16 protein-coding genes and 1 other annotated feature are annotated in these 18,693 nt (G+C 44.6%); all 16 genes read left to right on the top strand.

From position 1 onward, the window contains the following. Positions 1-313 precede the first annotated feature (313 nt). The 16 genes from rpmG to NSQ50_RS28145 all read left to right on the top strand — a co-directional run bounded on the left by rpmG (position 314) and on the right by NSQ50_RS28145 (position 18,658). Positions 314-463, top strand: coding sequence for a 50S ribosomal protein L33 (rpmG, locus tag NSQ50_RS28220; RefSeq protein ID WP_076099620.1), 150 nt, complete (start codon positions 314-316; stop codon positions 461-463). A gap of 20 nt (positions 464-483) precedes the next feature. After that, a complete protein-coding gene (gene secE, locus NSQ50_RS28215; protein WP_036680497.1) occupies positions 484-675 on the top strand; it encodes a preprotein translocase subunit SecE in 192 nt (63 codons plus the stop codon). Positions 676-696: 21 nt separating this feature from the next. Next, entirely contained in the window at positions 697-1,230 is a 534-nt protein-coding gene (gene nusG / locus NSQ50_RS28210) for a transcription termination/antitermination protein NusG (protein WP_036680499.1), read from the top strand. Between the two features lie 74 nt (positions 1,231-1,304). Next, complete coding sequence (gene rplK / locus NSQ50_RS28205; protein ID WP_036680502.1) at positions 1,305-1,730, top strand: 50S ribosomal protein L11; 426 nt, start codon at positions 1,305-1,307, stop codon at positions 1,728-1,730. Positions 1,731-1,812: 82 nt separating this feature from the next. Continuing rightward, complete coding sequence (gene rplA, locus NSQ50_RS28200) at positions 1,813-2,505, top strand: 50S ribosomal protein L1 (RefSeq protein WP_036680504.1); 693 nt, start codon at positions 1,813-1,815, stop codon at positions 2,503-2,505. Between the two features lie 67 nt (positions 2,506-2,572). Continuing rightward, positions 2,573-2,725 (top strand) — a sequence feature (ribosomal protein L10 leader region). Positions 2,726-2,789: 64 nt separating this feature from the next. Next, positions 2,790-3,293: a 50S ribosomal protein L10 gene (rplJ, locus tag NSQ50_RS28195; RefSeq protein WP_076099619.1), complete on the top strand. Its 504-nt coding sequence runs from the start codon at positions 2,790-2,792 to the stop codon at positions 3,291-3,293. A 65-nt stretch (positions 3,294-3,358) separates the two neighbouring features. Continuing rightward, the gene (gene rplL / locus NSQ50_RS28190) at positions 3,359-3,718 is read left to right on the top strand and encodes a 50S ribosomal protein L7/L12 (protein ID WP_036680508.1); all 360 of its coding nucleotides are present in this window, start codon (positions 3,359-3,361) and stop codon (positions 3,716-3,718) included. Positions 3,719-3,829: 111 nt separating this feature from the next. Beyond that, positions 3,830-4,429, top strand: coding sequence for a class I SAM-dependent methyltransferase (locus NSQ50_RS28185; protein ID WP_038573463.1), 600 nt, complete (start codon positions 3,830-3,832; stop codon positions 4,427-4,429). A 422-nt stretch (positions 4,430-4,851) separates the two neighbouring features. Then, positions 4,852-8,397 carry a DNA-directed RNA polymerase subunit beta gene (gene rpoB, locus NSQ50_RS28180; RefSeq protein WP_038573461.1) on the top strand — a complete coding sequence of 1,182 codons (3,546 nt, stop codon included), beginning with the start codon at positions 4,852-4,854 and terminating at the stop codon, positions 8,395-8,397. A 116-nt stretch (positions 8,398-8,513) separates the two neighbouring features. Next, positions 8,514-12,125, top strand: a complete 3,612-nt coding sequence (gene rpoC, locus NSQ50_RS28175) for a DNA-directed RNA polymerase subunit beta' (protein WP_036680514.1) — start codon at positions 8,514-8,516, stop codon at positions 12,123-12,125. Between the two features lie 180 nt (positions 12,126-12,305). After that, on the top strand, positions 12,306-12,557 hold the full coding sequence (locus tag NSQ50_RS28170) for a ribosomal L7Ae/L30e/S12e/Gadd45 family protein (RefSeq protein WP_038573459.1): 252 nt from the start codon (positions 12,306-12,308) through the stop codon (positions 12,555-12,557). Between the two features lie 133 nt (positions 12,558-12,690). After that, a complete protein-coding gene (rpsL, locus tag NSQ50_RS28165; RefSeq protein WP_036680518.1) occupies positions 12,691-13,110 on the top strand; it encodes a 30S ribosomal protein S12 in 420 nt (139 codons plus the stop codon). A 45-nt stretch (positions 13,111-13,155) separates the two neighbouring features. Beyond that, entirely contained in the window at positions 13,156-13,626 is a 471-nt protein-coding gene (gene rpsG / locus NSQ50_RS28160; RefSeq protein WP_036680520.1) for a 30S ribosomal protein S7, read from the top strand. 47 nt (positions 13,627-13,673) lie between these two features. Further along, positions 13,674-15,752, top strand: a complete 2,079-nt coding sequence (fusA, locus tag NSQ50_RS28155; protein ID WP_036680521.1) for an elongation factor G — start codon at positions 13,674-13,676, stop codon at positions 15,750-15,752. A gap of 109 nt (positions 15,753-15,861) precedes the next feature. Continuing rightward, entirely contained in the window at positions 15,862-17,052 is a 1,191-nt protein-coding gene (tuf, locus tag NSQ50_RS28150) for an elongation factor Tu (RefSeq protein WP_036680523.1), read from the top strand. A 256-nt stretch (positions 17,053-17,308) separates the two neighbouring features. Beyond that, positions 17,309-18,658 carry a globin-coupled sensor protein gene (locus NSQ50_RS28145; RefSeq protein WP_076215371.1) on the top strand — a complete coding sequence of 450 codons (1,350 nt, stop codon included), beginning with the start codon at positions 17,309-17,311 and terminating at the stop codon, positions 18,656-18,658. The last annotated feature ends 35 nt before the right edge of the window (positions 18,659-18,693 follow it).

Below are 18,693 nucleotides of genomic sequence, written 5' to 3'. Positions count from 1 at the left end.
TGCTTGCACCATAAATTTCTATTTGAGCCGATTTTAGTCGTTGCCGTTGAAGGTAGGTTTATACACAGACGGAATACCCCATAATGGTAAGGAAGACAGCGAAGTGTGAGGAAGAGATAGACCCAAAGACAGGGTACGGCCATATGACTACTAAACCCGGAATTACCCAGTGCAGAACGGAATTCTTTCGTTGACACAGACCTTGACATTATGCTAAAGTGTTTTAGGTAGGCCTAAATTCGCGGCTTTTTTTTAGGATCAATATTTGCGTCTTCTAATGTGAATTAGAAGGACGTCTCGGGAGGTGCACATCATGCGGGTAATTATCACTTTGGCTTGTACAAGTTGCAAACAAAGAAACTATGCGACTACCAAAAACAAGCGAAATCACCCCGACCGCATGGAGATGAAGAAATTTTGCAAGTATTGTAACTCGCAAACTCCTCATCGCGAAACCAGATAGTCTGTGGAGGTGTAGTCGGCATGAAACGTAGTTTCAAGTCTATGTTTTCCTTTTTCACTGAGAGCTGGAGTGAACTCAAAAAGGTTCGCTGGCCAAGTCGTAAAGAATTGACCAACTATACATTGATCGTTCTCGGTACGATTGTAGTTGTCGCTATTTACTTCTGGGTTCTGGACATCGGTATTTCCGCTGTGATTGAAGCGATTATTTAGAGAGGTCCCAGGTGGCTTGATATGGAAAAAAGATGGTATGTCGTTCATACCTATTCTGGGTATGAGAATAAGGTCAAAGCCAATTTGGAAAAGCGCGTTGAGTCCATGGGCATGGAAGACAAAATATTCCGCGTTCTTGTTCCTATGGAAGAAGAAATCGTAAACAAAGACGGTAAGAAAAAAACCGTTATGCGTAAAGTTTACCCCGGATATGTTTTGGTGGAAATGGTTCAGACTGATGATTCCTGGTATGTTGTCCGCAATACTCCGGGCGTTACTGGATTTGTTGGTTCGACAGGCTCAGGGTCTAAACCAACAGCTTTGCTTCCGGAAGAGGTAGAACAAATTCTGAAGCATATGGGCATGGTTGAACCTAAAGCGAAGATTGATTTCGAAATCAAGGAATCCGTACGTATTATGGTTGGTCCGTTTGCGAATTTTGTGGGCTCCGTGGAAGAAATTTTGGCTGACAAGAGCAAGATCAAAGTGCATGTTAACATGTTTGGACGGGAAACCCCGCTAGAGTTGGATTTCACTCAAGTGGAGAAAATATAACATAAGCTAGGGTTTCTTGTGGGAGAGCGCTATTGGCGTTCGAAGACCACTATTTTTGCAAGGAGGTGTCACTCATGGCTAAAAAAGTTATTAAAATGGTGAAACTGCAGATTCCTGCAGGGAAAGCGAATCCAGCGCCTCCAGTAGGTCCGGCGTTAGGTCAAGCAGGTGTCAACATCATGGCATTCTGTAAGGAATTTAATGCTCGTACTGCCGACCAGGCTGGCTTGATCATTCCGGTTGAAATTACAGTATTTGAAGACCGTTCCTTTACTTTCATCACTAAAACTCCTCCGGCTGCTGTTCTGCTTCGCATCGCTGCTAAAGTAGAAAAAGGCTCCGGCGAACCAAACAAGAAAAAAGTAGCAAAAATCGGCCGCGCTGCGGTACGTGAAATTGCTGAAACAAAAATGCCTGACCTTAACGCTGCAACTGTTGAAGCTGCAATGCGTATGGTTGAAGGTACTGCCCGCAGTATGGGTATCACAATCGAAGACTAGTAGTTTTCGAAGAATCGGTCATTCGTGACCCGCAAGTATGTGGGAGGAATTTCCGCTAACACCACAAAGGAGGAACATTTTCATGGCTAAACATGGTAAGAAATACCAAGAAGCTGCTAAGCTGATCAACAGCGAAGCAACTTACGAGCCTTCAGAAGCTGTAGAGCTTGTGAAAAAGGCAGCGACTGCTAAGTTCGACGAAACCGTTGAAGCAGCAGTTCGTCTGGGTGTAGACCCGCGTAAACAAGACCAAGCAGTTCGTGGTGTTGTTGTCCTGCCTCACGGCACTGGTAAAACACAACGCGTGCTTGTATTTGCAAAAGGTGAAAAAGCGAAAGAGGCAGAAGCTGCTGGCGCTGATTTTGTTGGTGATCAAGACATGATCAACAAAATTCAACAAGGCTGGTTTGAATTTGATGTCTGCGTAGCTACACCTGATATGATGAGTGAAGTCGGTAAACTGGGTCGTCTGCTTGGTGGTAAAGGTCTTATGCCTAACCCTAAAGCTGGCACAGTTACATTCGATGTTTCCAAGGCTGTGCAAGAAATCAAAGCCGGTAAAATCGAATACCGTCTCGACAAAGCAGGTCAAATTCACGCGCCAATCGGTAAAGTGTCCTTTGATGCTGCACAATTGAACGATAACCTTAAAGCTCTTATCGACGCTTTGAACCGTGCGAAACCAGCTGCTGCTAAAGGTGTATACCTTAAAGGCATCTCGATTTCTTCCACAATGGGACCTAGCGCTCGTGTGAACACAACCGTCTTCAGATAATTAAGGGTTGACTCTTTGAGTCAATTTTGATAATCTATAACAGTTGTGAAACTTAAGGTATCAATCTTAACCTTGAATATGCTTACCGTAGACAGTAGGTGCCTTAGTGCTTAATTTCCTACCGAGGTGTTGTGATAGAAACAAGAAGTAACGAGCTTGCTCGTATAACTTTCGTTTTATCAAGCCTTCGTGATTCTGCGGAGGCTTTTCTACTGCCTGCGTAGGAGCGGTGAAGCTTTCCTTGGAAAGAACGCCGACACATAAATTTTCAGGAGGTGTATACATTGGCAAATGCAAAAGTAATTCAAGCAAAACAAGACGCGGTTGACGTCGTTACTGCAAAACTGCAAAACAGTCTTTCGACTGTTGTAGCTGACTACCGTGGATTGAACGTTTCCCAAGTGACTGAACTGCGTAAGCAACTTCGTGAAGCTGGCGTTGAGTTTCAAGTCCTGAAGAACACATTGCTACGTCGCGCAACTGCTGCGGCTGAGTTGAGTGAATTGGATGAAGTTTTGACTGGTCCAACAGCTATCGCATTCAGCACAACTGATGCAGTAGCACCAGCTAAAATTTTGAACGATTTCGCCAAGAAAAACGACGCTTTGAAATTGAAAGGCGGCGTAGTTGAAGGTCGTGTCATTGACGCGGAACAACTGAAAGCACTGGCTGAGCTTCCATCCCGCGATGGTTTGCTGTCCATGCTGCTTAGCGTACTTCAAGCTCCAATGCGCAACTTCGCGCTTGCAGTTAAAGCTGTTGCTGAAAAAGAAGAACAAAGCGCGTAAGCCTTTGACTCTTGCAGCATAATCAATACCACAAATAAATTTAAATATAAAATGGAGGTTCAATCATGAGTAAAGAAGCAATCTTGGAAGCAATTAAAGGCATGAGCGTATTGGAACTGAACGACCTGGTTAAAGCAATTGAAGAAGAATTCGGCGTAACTGCAGCAGCTCCAGTAGCAGCTGGCGGTGCGGTAGCAGCAGTAGCTGAAGAGCAATCCGAATTTGACGTAATTTTGACAGGCGCTGGCGCTTCCAAAATCAACGTTATCAAAATCGTTCGCGAAATCACTGGTCTTGGCTTGAAAGAAGCTAAAGATCTTGTAGACAACGCACCAAAAGCAATCAAAGAAAAAGTAAGCAAAGACGAAGCCGAAGCTACTAAAGCAAAATTGGAAGAAGCAGGCGCAGCTGTAGAAGTGAAGTAATTCCTTCTATTACTGAAAACCCCTTGAACTTGTTCAAGGGGTTTGTTTTATAAATAGAGTTAGTAGGGCGTATATACCAACTGCTAACATAATAGGAAAGGGAGGAAAGAGATGTCGCAACATTATTATTCGCAGCAGCCGGAAGTACGTCATGACAGACGTAGCATTGATACCGTACTAAGAGGCAAAAGCTTTCGTTTTACGAGCGATGCCGGTGTATTCTCTAAAGGAGACATCGATTACGGTAGCCGAGTTCTTATTGAAGCTATGATAATTCCGGACGGTTCAGCGGTGCTTGATGTAGGTTGTGGTTATGGGCCGATTGGCATAAGTGCAGCATACCTAGCTCCCAAAGGACATGTGACCATGATTGATATTAACAGTCGTGCGGTAGAACTGGCGCGTGAGAATGCTCAGCACAATGGAATCCGGAATGTTACGATAATGGAAAGCGATGTGCTCGGCGCATTGAATGAGCAGCAGAAGTTCGATGTGATTCTAACTAATCCTCCGATTCGTGCAGGAAAAGCTGTAGTGCATAAGATTTTTGAAGATGCTTATGAACATTTAAATGAGGGTGGCTATCTGTGGATTGTAATTCAGAAGAAGCAGGGCGCTCCATCAGCAGTGGCAAAACTAGAAAGCTTGTTCTCAATGGTGGAAGAAGTGGGGAAAGACAAAGGCTATCGTATTATTAAAGCGCAAAAATAAAATACAATAGGTTATTGACATGTGATAGTGATAATGGTATTATTATAAAATGTCAGTATTAAGATAGGCTCCATGTCTTTAGTTTGCTGAAATGTCAAGCAATATATTGTCGCCCGGCTAGCGCATGCCGCACGGCAAGTTTTTGCGAGTTGGTTGTCTATGCTCTAACGCAGCGAATGCTACGTGGTAATAGATAATAGCGCATAAACTATTGCTTGGTGACGTATAATATGTACGTTTTGGGCAAATCTACTTGATAAGGAGTATTTTGGTCATGGATAAATGCGCTCTTTTTTCGAAGATTTCGATAAGGGCTTTTCTTTTATTTATGACTGAATCCTTGTAGTATGGTTCCATTATACGGTTCCAAACAAGGGTTCGCAATCAATTTTTAAGTGAGTAGACATGAGGGGTGAGTAAAGTTGGCAGGACATCTTGTTCAGTATGGTCGACGCACTCGGCGGAGCTATGCGAGAATTAACGAGGTACTCGAGGTCCCGAACCTGATCGAGATCCAACAAAAATCTTATGATTGGTTTTTGGAGGAAGGATTGCGGGAAATGTTTCAGGACATCTCGCCGATCCAGGATTTCACAGGTAATTTGGTACTAGAGTTCATTGATTACAGCCTGGGTGAACCGAAATATACGGTTGACGACGCTAAAGAGCGGGACGTAACGTATGCGGCTCCTCTGCGTGTAAAGGTGCGGCTCATTAATAAAGAGACCGGTGAGGTTAAAGAGCAGGAAGTGTTCATGGGAGATTTCCCGCTGATGACGGAGACCGGCACTTTTATTATTAATGGTGCGGAACGGGTTATTGTCAGCCAGTTGGTTCGCTCTCCAAGCGTCTATTTCAGCACAAAAGTGGATAAGAACGGCAAAAAAACCTACACCGCCACAGTAATCCCGAACCGCGGAGCCTGGTTGGAACTAGAAACCGATGCTAAGGACATTATGTATGTTCGTATCGATCGGACTCGTAAAATTCCTGTTACCGTACTTTTGCGTGCTCTCGGTTTCGGTAGTGATGCCGAAATTCTGGAATTGCTTGGCAATGATGAATATATTCGCAATACGCTGGATAAAGACAACACGGACTCCACGGAGAAGGCGCTTATTGAAATTTATGAGCGTTTGCGTCCGGGCGAACCGCCGACACTAGACAATGCCAAAAGTTTGCTGGTTGCGCGTTTCTTTGATCCAAAACGCTACGACCTAGCTAATGTAGGCCGTTACAAAATCAATAAAAAGCTACACATTAAGAACCGTCTTTTCAATCAACGTCTTGCTCAGCCTTTGGTTGACGACTCTACTGGAGAAATCCTGGCAGAATCCGGCCAAATGGTCGATCGTAGACTGCTTGATGAATTGATTCCATATTTCGAAAAGAATGTTGCCTTTAAAAACTACCGTGTTACTGGCGGAGTTATGGACAGCGAAGATATTCCTCTTCAAACAATTGACGTGTTCTCGCCAATTGAAGAAGGCCGGGTTATTAAGCTGATTGCTAACGGCAACATCGACAAATCTGTTAAGCATATTACTCAAGCTGATATTATATCCTCAATCAGCTACTTTATTAATTTGCTTCACGGAATTGGCAATACCGATGATATTGACCACTTGGGTAACCGTCGCCTGCGTTCTGTGGGTGAACTCTTGCAGAATCAGTTCCGTATCGGTTTGTCCCGTATGGAGCGTGTTGTTCGCGAAAGAATGTCAATTCAGGATGCTAATGCGATTACGCCACAGGCTCTGATCAACATTCGTCCGGTCATCGCGTCCATTAAAGAGTTCTTCGGTAGTTCCCAGCTGTCTCAATTTATGGATCAGACGAACCCGCTTGCGGAACTTACGCATAAACGTCGTCTGTCCGCACTCGGACCTGGTGGTTTGACACGTGAACGCGCGGGCTTTGAAGTTCGTGACGTCCATCACAGTCACTACGGTCGGATGTGTCCAATTGAAACGCCGGAAGGTCCAAACATCGGGTTGATCAACTCCTTGTCCACCTTTGCCCGCATCAATGAATACGGCTTTATTGAAGCTCCGTATCGTTGGGTGGATCCGAAGACTGGTAAGGTGACTGAGCAAATTGACTATCTGACTGCTGATGAGGAAGATAATTATGTAGTTGCTCAGGCTAACGTGTTGATCGAAGAAGATGGCACCTTTAAAGAAGATATGGTAATCGTTCGTTACAACAAAGACTCAGACAACATTACAACGATGCCAAGTAATCGTGTCGATTACATGGACGTTTCGCCTAAACAGGTTGTATCTGTCGCTACGGCGCTTATTCCGTTCCTTGAGAACGATGACTCCAACCGCGCACTGATGGGATCTAACATGCAACGTCAAGCCGTTCCGCTTCTAATTCCAAAAGCTCCGCTGGTCGGAACAGGGATGGAACATAAATCCGCTAAGGATTCTGGCGTATGTATCGTTTCCAAGTATGACGGTATTATCGAACGTTCTTCAGCTAATGAAATTTGGCTGCGTCGCGTTGAGACTGTCGAAGGCAAGGAAGTTAAAGGCGATATCGTTAAATATAAATTACACAAATTTATGCGTTCTAACCAAGGTACCTGTATTAACCAACGTCCTCTAGCTAAAAGAGGGGACATTGTTAAGAAGGGTGATATCCTGGCAGACGGTCCTTCCACAGAAATGGGCGAACTTGCTCTTGGCCGTAACGTAGTCGTTGCGTTCATGACTTGGGAAGGTTATAACTACGAGGATGCGATCCTGTTAAGTGAAAAGCTGGTTAAGGAAGATGTATATACTTCGATTCATATCGAAGAATACGAATCTGAAGCTCGCGACACTAAACTGGGACCTGAAGAAATTACGCGCGATATTCCGAACGTCGGCGAAGAAGCTCTGCGCAATCTTGATGAGCGCGGAATCATCCGTATTGGTGCGGAAATCAGCGCTGGTGACATTCTGGTTGGTAAGGTTACTCCTAAGGGTGTGACTGAACTGACAGCAGAAGAACGTCTCCTGCACGCTATCTTTGGTGAGAAAGCTCGTGAAGTACGGGATACCTCTTTACGCGTTCCTCATGGTAGTGATGGTATTATCGTGGACGTTAAAGTCTTTACACGTGAGAACGGCGATGAGCTGCCTCCTGGTGTAAATCAATTGGTTCGTGTCTACATCGCTCAGAAACGTAAGATTTCTGAGGGTGACAAGATGGCCGGACGTCACGGTAACAAGGGTGTCGTTGCCCGTATCCTGCCAGAAGAAGATATGCCGTTCCTTCCGGACGGTACGCCAGTACAGGTTGTTCTTAACCCTCTGGGCGTTCCTTCTCGTATGAACATCGGACAGGTGCTTGAGGTCCATATTGGTATGGCCGCATTGCGTCTGGGAATTCACATTGCAACGCCGGTATTTGACGGAGCGCGTGAGTACGACGTGTTTGATACGATGGAAGAAGCAGGTATGCAGCGTAATGGTAAGACTGTATTGTATGATGGCCGTACAGGTGAACGCTTCGAACGTGAAGTTACTGTTGGTGTCATGCACATGATCAAACTGGCGCACATGGTTGATGATAAGATTCACGCCCGTTCAACAGGACCTTACTCACTAGTTACGCAACAACCATTGGGTGGTAAAGCTCAATTTGGTGGACAGCGTTTCGGGGAGATGGAAGTGTGGGCGCTTGAAGCTTACGGTGCTGCATATACATTGCAAGAAATTTTGACCGTGAAATCCGATGACGTGGTTGGTCGCGTGAAGACGTACGAATCCATTGTCAAAGGTGAAAATGTACCGGAACCAGGTGTTCCTGAGTCGTTCAAGGTATTGATCAAAGAACTGCAGTCCCTGGGTATGGATGTTAAGATTCTTAGCGGTGACGAGCAGGAAATTGAAATGAGAGAATTGGACGATGAGGACGAGACGTCAGGCGACAAACTAAGCCTCAATTTAGAAGGTTCAGAAGTCGGAGTAGAATAATCAAGCTGGAGCTTAAAAGTTCCATTTTATAAAGGATCGCACGCCCTCTTTTGATGTAACAGTCAGAAGAGGGTAAAGCGGTACTAAATCAGGATTAGGTTAAGGAGGGTTGCTCCTTGTTGGACGTTAACAATTTTGAATTTATGAAAATCGGACTCGCTTCTCCGGAGAAGATTCGTTCATGGTCCCGCGGAGAAGTTAAGAAACCGGAAACCATTAACTATCGTACATTGAAACCGGAAAAAGAGGGTCTTTTCTGTGAGCGTATCTTTGGACCACAAAAAGACTGGGAATGTCATTGCGGTAAATACAAACGTGTCCGTTATAAGGGCGTAGTCTGCGACCGTTGTGGCGTTGAGGTTACCCGTGCTAAAGTTCGTCGTGAACGTATGGGTCACATTGAATTGGCTGCTCCGGTATCTCATATCTGGTATTTCAAAGGTATCCCAAGCCGCATGGGGCTTGCACTAGATATGTCTCCAAGATCACTTGAAGAAATTATCTATTTCGCATCTTATGTTGTAACGGATCCAGGTGAAACTCCACTGGAAAAGAAACAACTTCTGTCCGAGAAAGAATATCGTAGCTACCGTGAAAAATACGGTTACGGGTTCCAAGCCGGCATGGGTGCTGAAGCTGTTAAAAAGCTTCTTCAAGATATCGACATCGATAAAGAGCTGGAATTCCTCAAAGAAGAACTGCGTACGGCCCAAGGCCAACGTCGTAACCGGGCGATCAAACGTCTGGAAGTCATTGAAGCATTCCGTAACTCCGGCAACAAGCCTGATTGGATGATCATGGATGTTCTTCCGGTTATTCCTCCGGAGCTTCGTCCGATGGTTCAGTTGGATGGTGGCCGTTTTGCTACGTCCGATTTGAATGATCTCTATCGCCGTGTTATTAACCGGAACAACCGTCTGAAAAGACTGCTTGATCTCGGTGCTCCTGACATTATCGTGCAGAACGAAAAACGGATGCTCCAGGAAGCTGTCGATGCTCTCATCGATAACGGCCGTCGGGGACGTCCGGTAACCGGTCCTGGTAACCGTCCACTTAAATCGCTCAGCCATATGCTGAAAGGTAAACAAGGACGTTTCCGACAGAACTTGCTCGGTAAACGGGTTGACTACTCTGGACGTTCCGTTATCGTTGTAGGACCGTACCTCAAGATGTATCAGTGCGGACTTCCTAAGAAAATGGCGCTAGAATTGTTCAAGCCTTTTGTTATGAAAGAATTGGTTAATAAGGGCCTTGCCCACAACATAAAGAGCGCGAAACGTAAAGTTGAACGCGTAAGTCCTGAAGTTTGGGATGTACTCGAAGAAGTAATTAGAGAACACCCAGTGCTTCTAAACCGCGCACCAACACTTCACCGTCTCGGTATTCAAGCATTTGAACCGATTTTGGTGGAAGGTCATGCTATTCGTCTTCACCCACTCGTATGTACGGCGTACAATGCTGACTTTGACGGTGACCAAATGGCGGTGCACGTTCCTCTGTCTGCAGAAGCTCAAGCGGAAGCACGCATTCTCATGCTTGCATCTGGTAATATCTTGAACCCTAAAGACGGTAAGCCAGTTGTAACACCTTCCCAGGATATGGTCCTTGGTACTTTCTACTTGACCATGGATAACAAGGAAGAAAAGGGTAGTGGTATGATTCTGCGTACCGTTAACGAAGCTGTATCAGCTTACCAACGCGGAACTGCAGGACTTCATGCTCGTGTTGCTATTCCGGCTAAAGCACTTGGCAAAACATGCTTTACGGAAGAACAACAAAATGCAATGTTGATTACTACGATCGGTAAGATCATCTTTAATGAAATCTACCCAAGTAGTTTCCCTTATATCAACGAAGCAACCAAAACCAACTTGCTGCACGGCACACCAGAGAAATACTTTATCTACGAAAAAGGCGCGAACATTCGCGAGCTGATTGAATCCGCTCCAGAAGCCAGTGCTGTAGGTAAAGAATATCTGGGTCTGATTATTGCTCGTTGTTTTGAAACTTATCACACAACCAAAACTTCTATGATTTTGGATAAAATTAAACAGCTCGGATTCACTTACTCCACACGTTCTGGTGTTACAGTTGCCGTGTCGGACGTTATTGTTCCTGAGGAAAAGGTTACCATCCTGAAAGAGTCTGAAGCTAAGGTTGATGTGGTTGCTAACCAATATCGCCGTGGTTTGATCACCAATGACGAACGGTATGACCGTGTTATTGAGATCTGGTCGAAGACTAAGGATGATCTTACGAACATCCTGCTTAAGTCGATGGACCGTTTCAACTCTATCATGCTCATGGTTGACTCTAAAGCGCGTGGTAACAAATCGCAGATCACTCAGCTGGGTGGTATGCGTGGTCTGATGGCAACACCTTCAGGTCGGATTTTCGAATTACCAATCAAGGCGAACTTCCGTGAAGGTCTTACCGTCTTGGAGTACTTTATCTCCACTCACGGAGCGCGTAAAGGTCTTGCCGATACCGCACTTCGTACCGCTGACTCAGGGTATCTGACTCGTCGTCTTGTTGACGTTGCCCAGGACGTTATTGTCCGTGAAGAAGATTGTGGAACCGATAAAGGCTTCACAGTTAGTCGTATTCAGGATGGTAAAGAGGTTATCGAGGATCTGTATGACCGTATTGAAGGTCGTTACTGCTTCGAAACTGTTCGTCACCCAGAAACAGGCGAAATCATTGTTCACCGCAATGATTTGATTGACTCCGATAAAGCGGAGGCAATTGTAAACGCAGGCGTAACTAAGCTGCAAATTCGTTCTGTACTGAGCTGCCGTGCCCGTCATGGTGTTTGTAAGAAATGTTACGGACGTAACTTGGCAACTGGTAAACACGTTGAGATTGGTGAAGCAGTTGGTATTATTGCCGCACAATCTATCGGTGAACCAGGAACCCAGCTTACAATGCGTACTTTCCATACCGGCGGTGTTGCCGGTGATGACATCACTCAAGGTTTGCCGCGTATTCAGGAGTTGTTTGAAGCTCGTAACCCTAAAGGTCAAGCTACAATCAGTGAAATCGATGGCGTAATCAAGGAAATCCGTGAAACCAAAGACCGTCGCGAAATCGAGGTTCAAGGTGAAGCTGAATCCAAGACTTATTCCATTACTTATGGTTCACGTCTACGTGTTAGTGAAGGCCAAGAAATCGAAGCCGGCGATGAGCTGACAGACGGTTCGATTGACCCTAAAGAAATGCTGCGTATCAAAGGGATCCGTGGGGTACAAAACTACATTCTGCAAGAAGTACAGCGTGTATACCGTAACCAAGGCGTTGAGATCAATGATAAGCACATTGAAGTTATGATCAAGCAAATGCTTCGGAAGATCCGTATTATTGACGCAGGTGACACAAGTCTGTTGCCAGGTGCATTTGCGGATATTCATGAGTACGAAGGTGCTAACAAGGAAGCTATCTTGTCTGGTAAAGAGCCTGCTGTTGCTAAACCAGTCTTGCTCGGTATTACCAAGGCGTCTCTTGAAACTGATTCCTTCTTGTCAGCTGCATCATTCCAAGAAACTACTCGTGTCCTAACAGACGCTGCTATCAAAGGTAAAGTAGATAAGTTGCTTGGACTTAAAGAAAATGTTATTATCGGTAAGTTGATTCCTGCAGGTACTGGGATGAACCGTTACCGTAACGTTAAGCTAAGTGATCCAAATGCAGAAAGCGAACTTGAATCATTAGAGACGGTTCCTGCTGAATAAATTAGCAATCATGGTAGTGTGCTCATGTCATACCTACTCATAGGTGTGGCATGAGTGTTCTGCTGTGTATAATTTCTATAAAAATTGTTGCTGAATTTCTTGACACCATCTATTGATAATGCTAAAATGTCTAAGGTGCGTGAGTAGCCATGTTATCCTTGTTCATTGGAGGTAAAGAGAATGACTGATGATAGAGGACTACAGGATGCTCAGGTCAAGATCGGTACCAAACAAACCGTCAAGGCGGTAGAGTTGGGCCTAGCCGCAGAAGTCTATGTGGCAGAGGACGGAGATCAAAGGCTTACTTCCAGGATAGTTTTGCTTTGTAACAAACAAGGTGTTAAGATCACATATGTGGATACGATGCTGAATTTGGGCAAGGCCTGCGGAATAGAAGTTGGCGCTGCGATGGCAGCCGTCTTAAAACAATAGCTACAGAAATGTTTTTGTACTGGGGTGAACACCAGCGGCAAGAACTTTTCATTTGTCTTTTTATGAACCGCCTGGGTCTGTGGGCTTAGAGTTCTTAAATCGACTATCATTTCAGGAAGGGGGTGGCAACAACATGCCAACAATTAACCAATTGGTTCGTAAAGGCCGTCAAGCCAAAATCGAAAAATCTAAATCTCCCGCTCTTCAAAAAGGGTATAACGCCCTCAAGCGTGAGGCTACAAATTTGAGCGCTCCGCAAAAACGCGGTGTGTGCACTCGTGTAGGCACAATGACTCCACGTAAACCAAACTCAGCGCTTCGTAAATATGCCCGTGTTCGTTTGACGAACCGTCTCGAGGTAACAGCTTATATCCCGGGTATCGGACATAACTTACAAGAGCACAGTGTTGTATTACTTCGCGGAGGTAAAGTAAAGGACCTTGCAGGGGTTCGTTACCATATCGTTCGTGGTGCTTTGGATACAGCAGGTGTAGCTAACCGGATGCAAGCTCGTTCAAAATACGGTGCAAAACGTCCTAAAGCTAAGAAGTAAGATAACAATATCTGAATAATAAACATTTAAGAAAGGGGGATATCCATGCCACGCAAAGGTCCAGTTACAAAGAGAGACGTATTGCCAGATCCGTTGTATAATAGCAAGTTGGTTACTCGTTTGATTAACCGCATTATGCTGGGTGGTAAAAGAGGTGTCGCTCAAAGCATTCTGTACAATTCATTCAAATTGATTGAAGAACGTACGGGTAAAGATCCGATGGAAGTTTTCGAAGCTGCCATCAAGAATATCATGCCGGTTTTGGAAGTCAAAGCTCGTCGTGTCGGTGGTGCTAACTATCAAGTACCTATCGAGGTTAAACCAGAGAGACGTACTGCTCTGGGATTACGTTGGCTCGTAAACTACTCTCGCAACCGCGGTGAGAAGACTATGGAAGAGCGTTTGGCGGCTGAGATCATCGACGCTTCCAACAACACAGGCGCTTCTGTTAAGAAACGTGAAGATACACACAAAATGGCTGAAGCAAACAAAGCGTTCGCTCACTACCGTTGGTAGGATTAAGGTCATTCAAATAACTTATATTTTGAAGGGAGATCCATTTCATGGCTAGAGAGTTCTCCTTAAAAAATACACGTAACATCGGGATCATGGCGCATATTGATGCTGGTAAAACAACTACCACAGAGCGGATTCTTTTCTATACAGGCCGTACGCACAAAATCGGTGAAGTTCACGAGGGTGCTGCTACAATGGACTGGATGGAGCAAGAACAAGAGCGCGGAATCACGATTACGTCCGCTGCTACGACTGCTGCGTGGAAAGGTCACCGCATCAATATCATTGATACCCCAGGACACGTTGACTTCACTGTTGAAGTTGAACGTTCCCTGCGTGTATTGGATGGGGCAGTTGGTGTATTTAGTGCAAAAGAGGGCGTTGAGCCTCAGTCTGAAACCGTATGGAGACAGGCAGACCGTTATAACGTTCCCCGGATTGCATATGTAAACAAAATGGACATTATCGGTGCGGATTTCCTTAACGTAATCGAAACTATGCGTGATCGCCTTCAAGCCAACGCAGTTGCTATTCAATTGCCAATTGGTGCAGAAAGTGATTTCACTGGTATTATCGACCTAGTTGAGCAAAAAGCACACATGTTCAGAGATGATCTGGGCCAAAACATCGAAGTAACGGATATTCCGGAAGAATATTTGGCCAAAGTTGAGGAGCTGCGTCTCGAGTTGATCGAGAAAGTTGCTGAACTTGATGAGGATCTGACTATGAAGTATTTGGAAGGCGAAGAAATTACAATTCCGGAAATTAAAGCTGCAATTCGCAAAGGCGTAGTTGAAGTTAAATTGTTCCCTGTAATTGCTGGATCTTCCTACCGAAACAAAGGGATTCAGCTTATGCTGGATGCTGTTGTTGATTACTTGCCATCTCCTCTTGACGTTCCAGCTATTACTGGACATCTTGATGACGGTACAGAAGCTGTTCGTCACTCTTCGGATGAAGAGCCGTTTGCAGCTTTGGCATTTAAAATCATGACAGACCCTTATGTTGGTAAACTTACGTTCTTCCGTGTTTACTCAGGCGTACTTGAGTCCGGATCATACGTAGTTAATGCAACTAAGAACAAGCGTGAACGTATTGGTCGTATCCTTCAAATGCATGCGAACAGCCGTCAAGAAATTTCCATCGTGTATTCTGGCGACATCGCAGCTGCTGTTGGTTTGAAAGATACCAGTACAGGTGATACACTGTGTGATGAGAAGAATCCAGTAATTCTGGAATCAATGAACTTCCCTGATCCAGTTATCGAGATCGCTGTTGAACCAAAAACTAAAGCTGACCAAGATAAAATGGGCGTTGCTCTCGGAAAGTTGACTGAAGAGGATCCAACTCTTCGTGCTCACACTGATGAAGAAACAGGCCAAACAATCCTGGCTGGTATGGGTGAACTTCACTTGGACATCATCATCGACCGTATGCGTCGTGAGTTCAAAGTAGAAACCAATGTGGGTAAACCACAGGTTGCTTACCGCGAAACGTTCAAGGCACCTGCTCGCGTCGAAGGTAAATTTGTACGCCAATCTGGTGGTCGTGGTCAATACGGTCACGTATGGGTTGAATTTGAACCCCTCGAACCAGGTACTGGTAGCAAATTCGAAAGTAAAGTTGTGGGTGGCTCGGTTCCTAGAGAGTACATCGCTCCTGCACTTGCGGGTATTGAAGAACAAATGAAAAACGGCGTACTTGCTGGCTTCCCGCTAGTAGACGTTAAAGCTACCATCGTAGATGGTTCTTATCATGATGTCGATTCCAACGAAATGGCATTTAAAATTGCCGGTTCGATGGCACTCAAAGCAGCTAAAGACAAGTGTAAGCCTGTCCTGCTTGAGCCAATCATGAAAGTAGAAGTAACTGTTCCTGAGGAATATATGGGTGATGTAATGGGTATGCTGAACTCCCGCCGTGGCCGTATCGAAGGTATGGATTCCCGTGGTGGAGCGCAAATTATCCGTGCTAAGGTGCCTCTTTCCGAAATGTTCGGATACTCTACAACACTTCGTTCTGGTACACAAGGACGTGGCGTATTCTCAATGGAGCTTTCTCACTATGAAGAAGTTCCTAAATCCATTGCGGAAGAGATCGCTGCAAAGAACAAAGGCGCTGAATAATTACCAGTTTTAACTTGCCGTCCCGGGTATAAACACTCAGTCATCTAAGATTACACGTATGCGGGCGGCTCAAATATAAGGAACCCCACATTAAGGAGGAACTGTTCAAATGGCAAAGGCAAAGTTTGAACGTAACAAACCGCACGTTAACATCGGTACTATTGGTCACGTCGACCATGGTAAAACGACTCTGACTGCTGCAATCACTACTGTATTGTCCAAAACTTACGGTGGCGCAGCTATCGCATTCGATCAAATCGACAAAGCTCCTGAAGAGCGCGAACGTGGTATCACAATCTCCACTTCCCACGTTGAATATGAAACTCCTAACCGTCACTACGCTCACGTAGACTGCCCTGGTCACGCCGACTATGTTAAAAACATGATCACTGGCGCAGCGCAAATGGACGGAGCTATCCTGGTTGTATCCGCAGCTGATGGCCCAATGCCACAAACTCGCGAGCACATCCTGTTGTCCCGTCAAGTAGGCGTTCCTTACATCGTTGTCTTCTTGAACAAATGCGACATGGTTGAAGACGAAGAGTTGTTGGAATTGGTTGAAATGGAAGTTCGCGACTTGCTTAGCGAGTATGACTTCCCAGGCGACGATACTCCAATCATCCGTGGTTCTGCTCGTGAAGCTCTGCAAAACCCAGATGGCGATTACGCTAAAAAAATCATCGAAATGTTTGAAACAATCGATGAGTACATTCCACTTCCTGAGCGTCAAACTGACAAGCCTTTCTTGATGCCTGTCGAAGACGTATTCTCCATCACTGGCCGCGGTACTGTGGCAACTGGTCGCGTAGAACGCGGAACAGTTAAAGTCGGAGAAGAAATCGAAATCGTTGGTATTCACGAAGATACTAAGAAATCCGTAGTTACGGGCGTAGAAATGTTCCGTAAATTGCTGGATTCCGCTCAAGCTGGGGACAACATCGGAGCATTGCTTCGTGGTGTTGACCGTAACATGATCGAGCGTGGCCAAGTATTGGCTAAGCCGAACTCCGTTAAACCACACACTGAGTTCACTGCTCAAATTTACGTTCTGACAAAAGAAGAAGGTGGCCGTCACAAGCCTTTCTTCACTGGATACCGTCCACAGTTCTACTTCCGTACAACTGACGTAACTGGTATCATCAACTTGCCAGAAGGTACTGAAATGGTTATGCCTGGTGATAACATCTCCGTAACCGTACAACTGATCTCCCCAATCGCTATTGAAGAAGGTACTAAATTCTCCATTCGCGAAGGTGGCCGTACAGTTGGTGCTGGTAGCGTAGCTTCTATCCAAAAATAATAATTCGACTTCTATCTGCGGGTAGATTCCGAATTACAAACACCCCTGATTCTTCTTGCGGAGAATCAGGGGCTTTTTTTTTCTGAGAATGATTTATTATTCGACAAAGATTGATAATCAAAGCATACTATTATGATCTTTTTCTACATAATTCGTCAAATTACAACAATCGATTGTTTACAATTATACTAATCTTAGAGTAAAATGAAGGAGGTATAATAATGTAAAATAATAGGAGTTGTGGGAGGGTGTTAATATGGGGAAATGTCCTTTTTCCTTCATGCATGCGTTAACTGCACGTAATAATAATGTGGATTCTCCTGCCTCTCGTTCCTTAGACTTCAAGGATCAGAATCATTCTGTTGCGGAGTCTTTTCATAAACTGGAAGGACATGGCGAACTTAACGAGCAGATGAGGATGATTGATCTGACTGAAGCAGATCTGAACTTACTACGCAGGGTGAAACCTGTTGTTGAGCAGAATATAGACTATATCATTGATCAATTTTACAATTCTGTATTAGGTGTAAATAAACTCGAAGCTATTATTTTGGAACATAGCAGTATAGATAGGTTAAAAACTACTCTGCGTGGTCATATCCTAGAGATTTTTAATGGAAAGGTTGACGATGAGTACATAGCAAAGCGTCTAATGATCGCTAATATTCATAAAAGAGTAGGGCTTGAGCCTAAATGGTACTTATCTGCTTTTCAGAATCTTCAGAACGTATTTATACGCGTTATATATAATGAAACAAACGATGACAATATACGCCTTCGAGTGGTTCAGACGGTGACTAAACTGCTTAATCTTGAGCAGCAATTGGTGCTAGAAGAATATGAGAAGGAGAATATAAGAGAGAAGGAGGAGCAATATTTATTAGTAAAAAATGAATTGAAACAAAAAATTTCAGAGTTTAGCGTTGAACTGATAGATTATAGCATCGATACTAATGCTGCTGTGAAGCAGCTAGTGGCAAGCAGCAATGAAGTAAGTAGAACATTCCAACGTACGGCTTCATCCGCTCTGGAGTCACAGGGATTAGCTGCAGATGGGCATGAACACTTGGACGATTTGACTGAGCAAATTAATCTTATATATCAGACCACCAGTGAGATGGAAGACTCGATCATTGAGTTAAGCGATTCCTCTAAACAAATTCAAAAAATCGTGAACTCAGTAAGGGAAATTGCTGATCAGACTAAAATCCTCTCACTTAATGCAACGATTGAAGCCGCAAGAGCTGGTGAGCATGGTAGAGGGTTTAGTGTGGTTGCTCAAGAAGTTAGCCGGCTTGCGGAGGATACTAAGAATACTGTGATTCAGATCGTAGAGCTAACAAATAAATCAGGACTCCTCACTCAGCAGGTTGTAGAAGAGATTCGTAAGGTGCAGGACTTAACTAAGAATGGGAAACACCAATCGGTCGAGACTAGTCTTTTGTTCTCTGATATTGTAGACGCTATGCGTAGCAGTACACAGGAGATTGTAATAGTGGAAGAAGAAATAAGAACCTTAATCCAAACCATTGAGGGGATCGAAACTGCAACGGCTCAGACTGCTTCCTCCGCAGAGATTTTTAAGTCTGCGACAGAGAATCTTTAACATATATATAGTAGAAGAACAGCGCATGAAAAAAA

The organism is Paenibacillus sp. FSL R10-2788, from assembly GCF_038003885.1.
In the GTDB taxonomy this organism is placed as follows: Bacteria; Bacillota; Bacilli; order Paenibacillales; family Paenibacillaceae; genus Paenibacillus_AQ; species Paenibacillus_AQ odorifer.
This window is presented reverse-complemented; position numbering and strand designations above follow the sequence as displayed.

Excerpts from the sequence above, each read along its gene's own strand:
- rpmG (WP_076099620.1), top strand. The coding sequence starts at position 314 with ATGCGGGTAATTATCACTTTGGCTTGTACAAGTTGCAAACAAAGAAAC.
- secE (WP_036680497.1), top strand. The coding sequence starts at position 484 with ATGAAACGTAGTTTCAAGTCTATGTTTTCCTTTTTCACTGAGAGCTGG.
- nusG (WP_036680499.1), top strand. The coding sequence starts at position 697 with ATGGAAAAAAGATGGTATGTCGTTCATACCTATTCTGGGTATGAGAAT.
- rplK (WP_036680502.1), top strand. The coding sequence starts at position 1,305 with ATGGCTAAAAAAGTTATTAAAATGGTGAAACTGCAGATTCCTGCAGGG.
- rplA (WP_036680504.1), top strand. The coding sequence starts at position 1,813 with ATGGCTAAACATGGTAAGAAATACCAAGAAGCTGCTAAGCTGATCAAC.
- rplL (WP_036680508.1), top strand. The coding sequence starts at position 3,359 with ATGAGTAAAGAAGCAATCTTGGAAGCAATTAAAGGCATGAGCGTATTG.
- NSQ50_RS28185 (WP_038573463.1), top strand. The coding sequence starts at position 3,830 with ATGTCGCAACATTATTATTCGCAGCAGCCGGAAGTACGTCATGACAGA.
- NSQ50_RS28170 (WP_038573459.1), top strand. The coding sequence starts at position 12,306 with ATGACTGATGATAGAGGACTACAGGATGCTCAGGTCAAGATCGGTACC.
- rpsL (WP_036680518.1), top strand. The coding sequence starts at position 12,691 with ATGCCAACAATTAACCAATTGGTTCGTAAAGGCCGTCAAGCCAAAATC.
- rpsG (WP_036680520.1), top strand. The coding sequence starts at position 13,156 with ATGCCACGCAAAGGTCCAGTTACAAAGAGAGACGTATTGCCAGATCCG.
- fusA (WP_036680521.1), top strand. The coding sequence starts at position 13,674 with ATGGCTAGAGAGTTCTCCTTAAAAAATACACGTAACATCGGGATCATG.
- tuf (WP_036680523.1), top strand. The coding sequence starts at position 15,862 with ATGGCAAAGGCAAAGTTTGAACGTAACAAACCGCACGTTAACATCGGT.
- NSQ50_RS28145 (WP_076215371.1), top strand. The coding sequence starts at position 17,309 with ATGGGGAAATGTCCTTTTTCCTTCATGCATGCGTTAACTGCACGTAAT.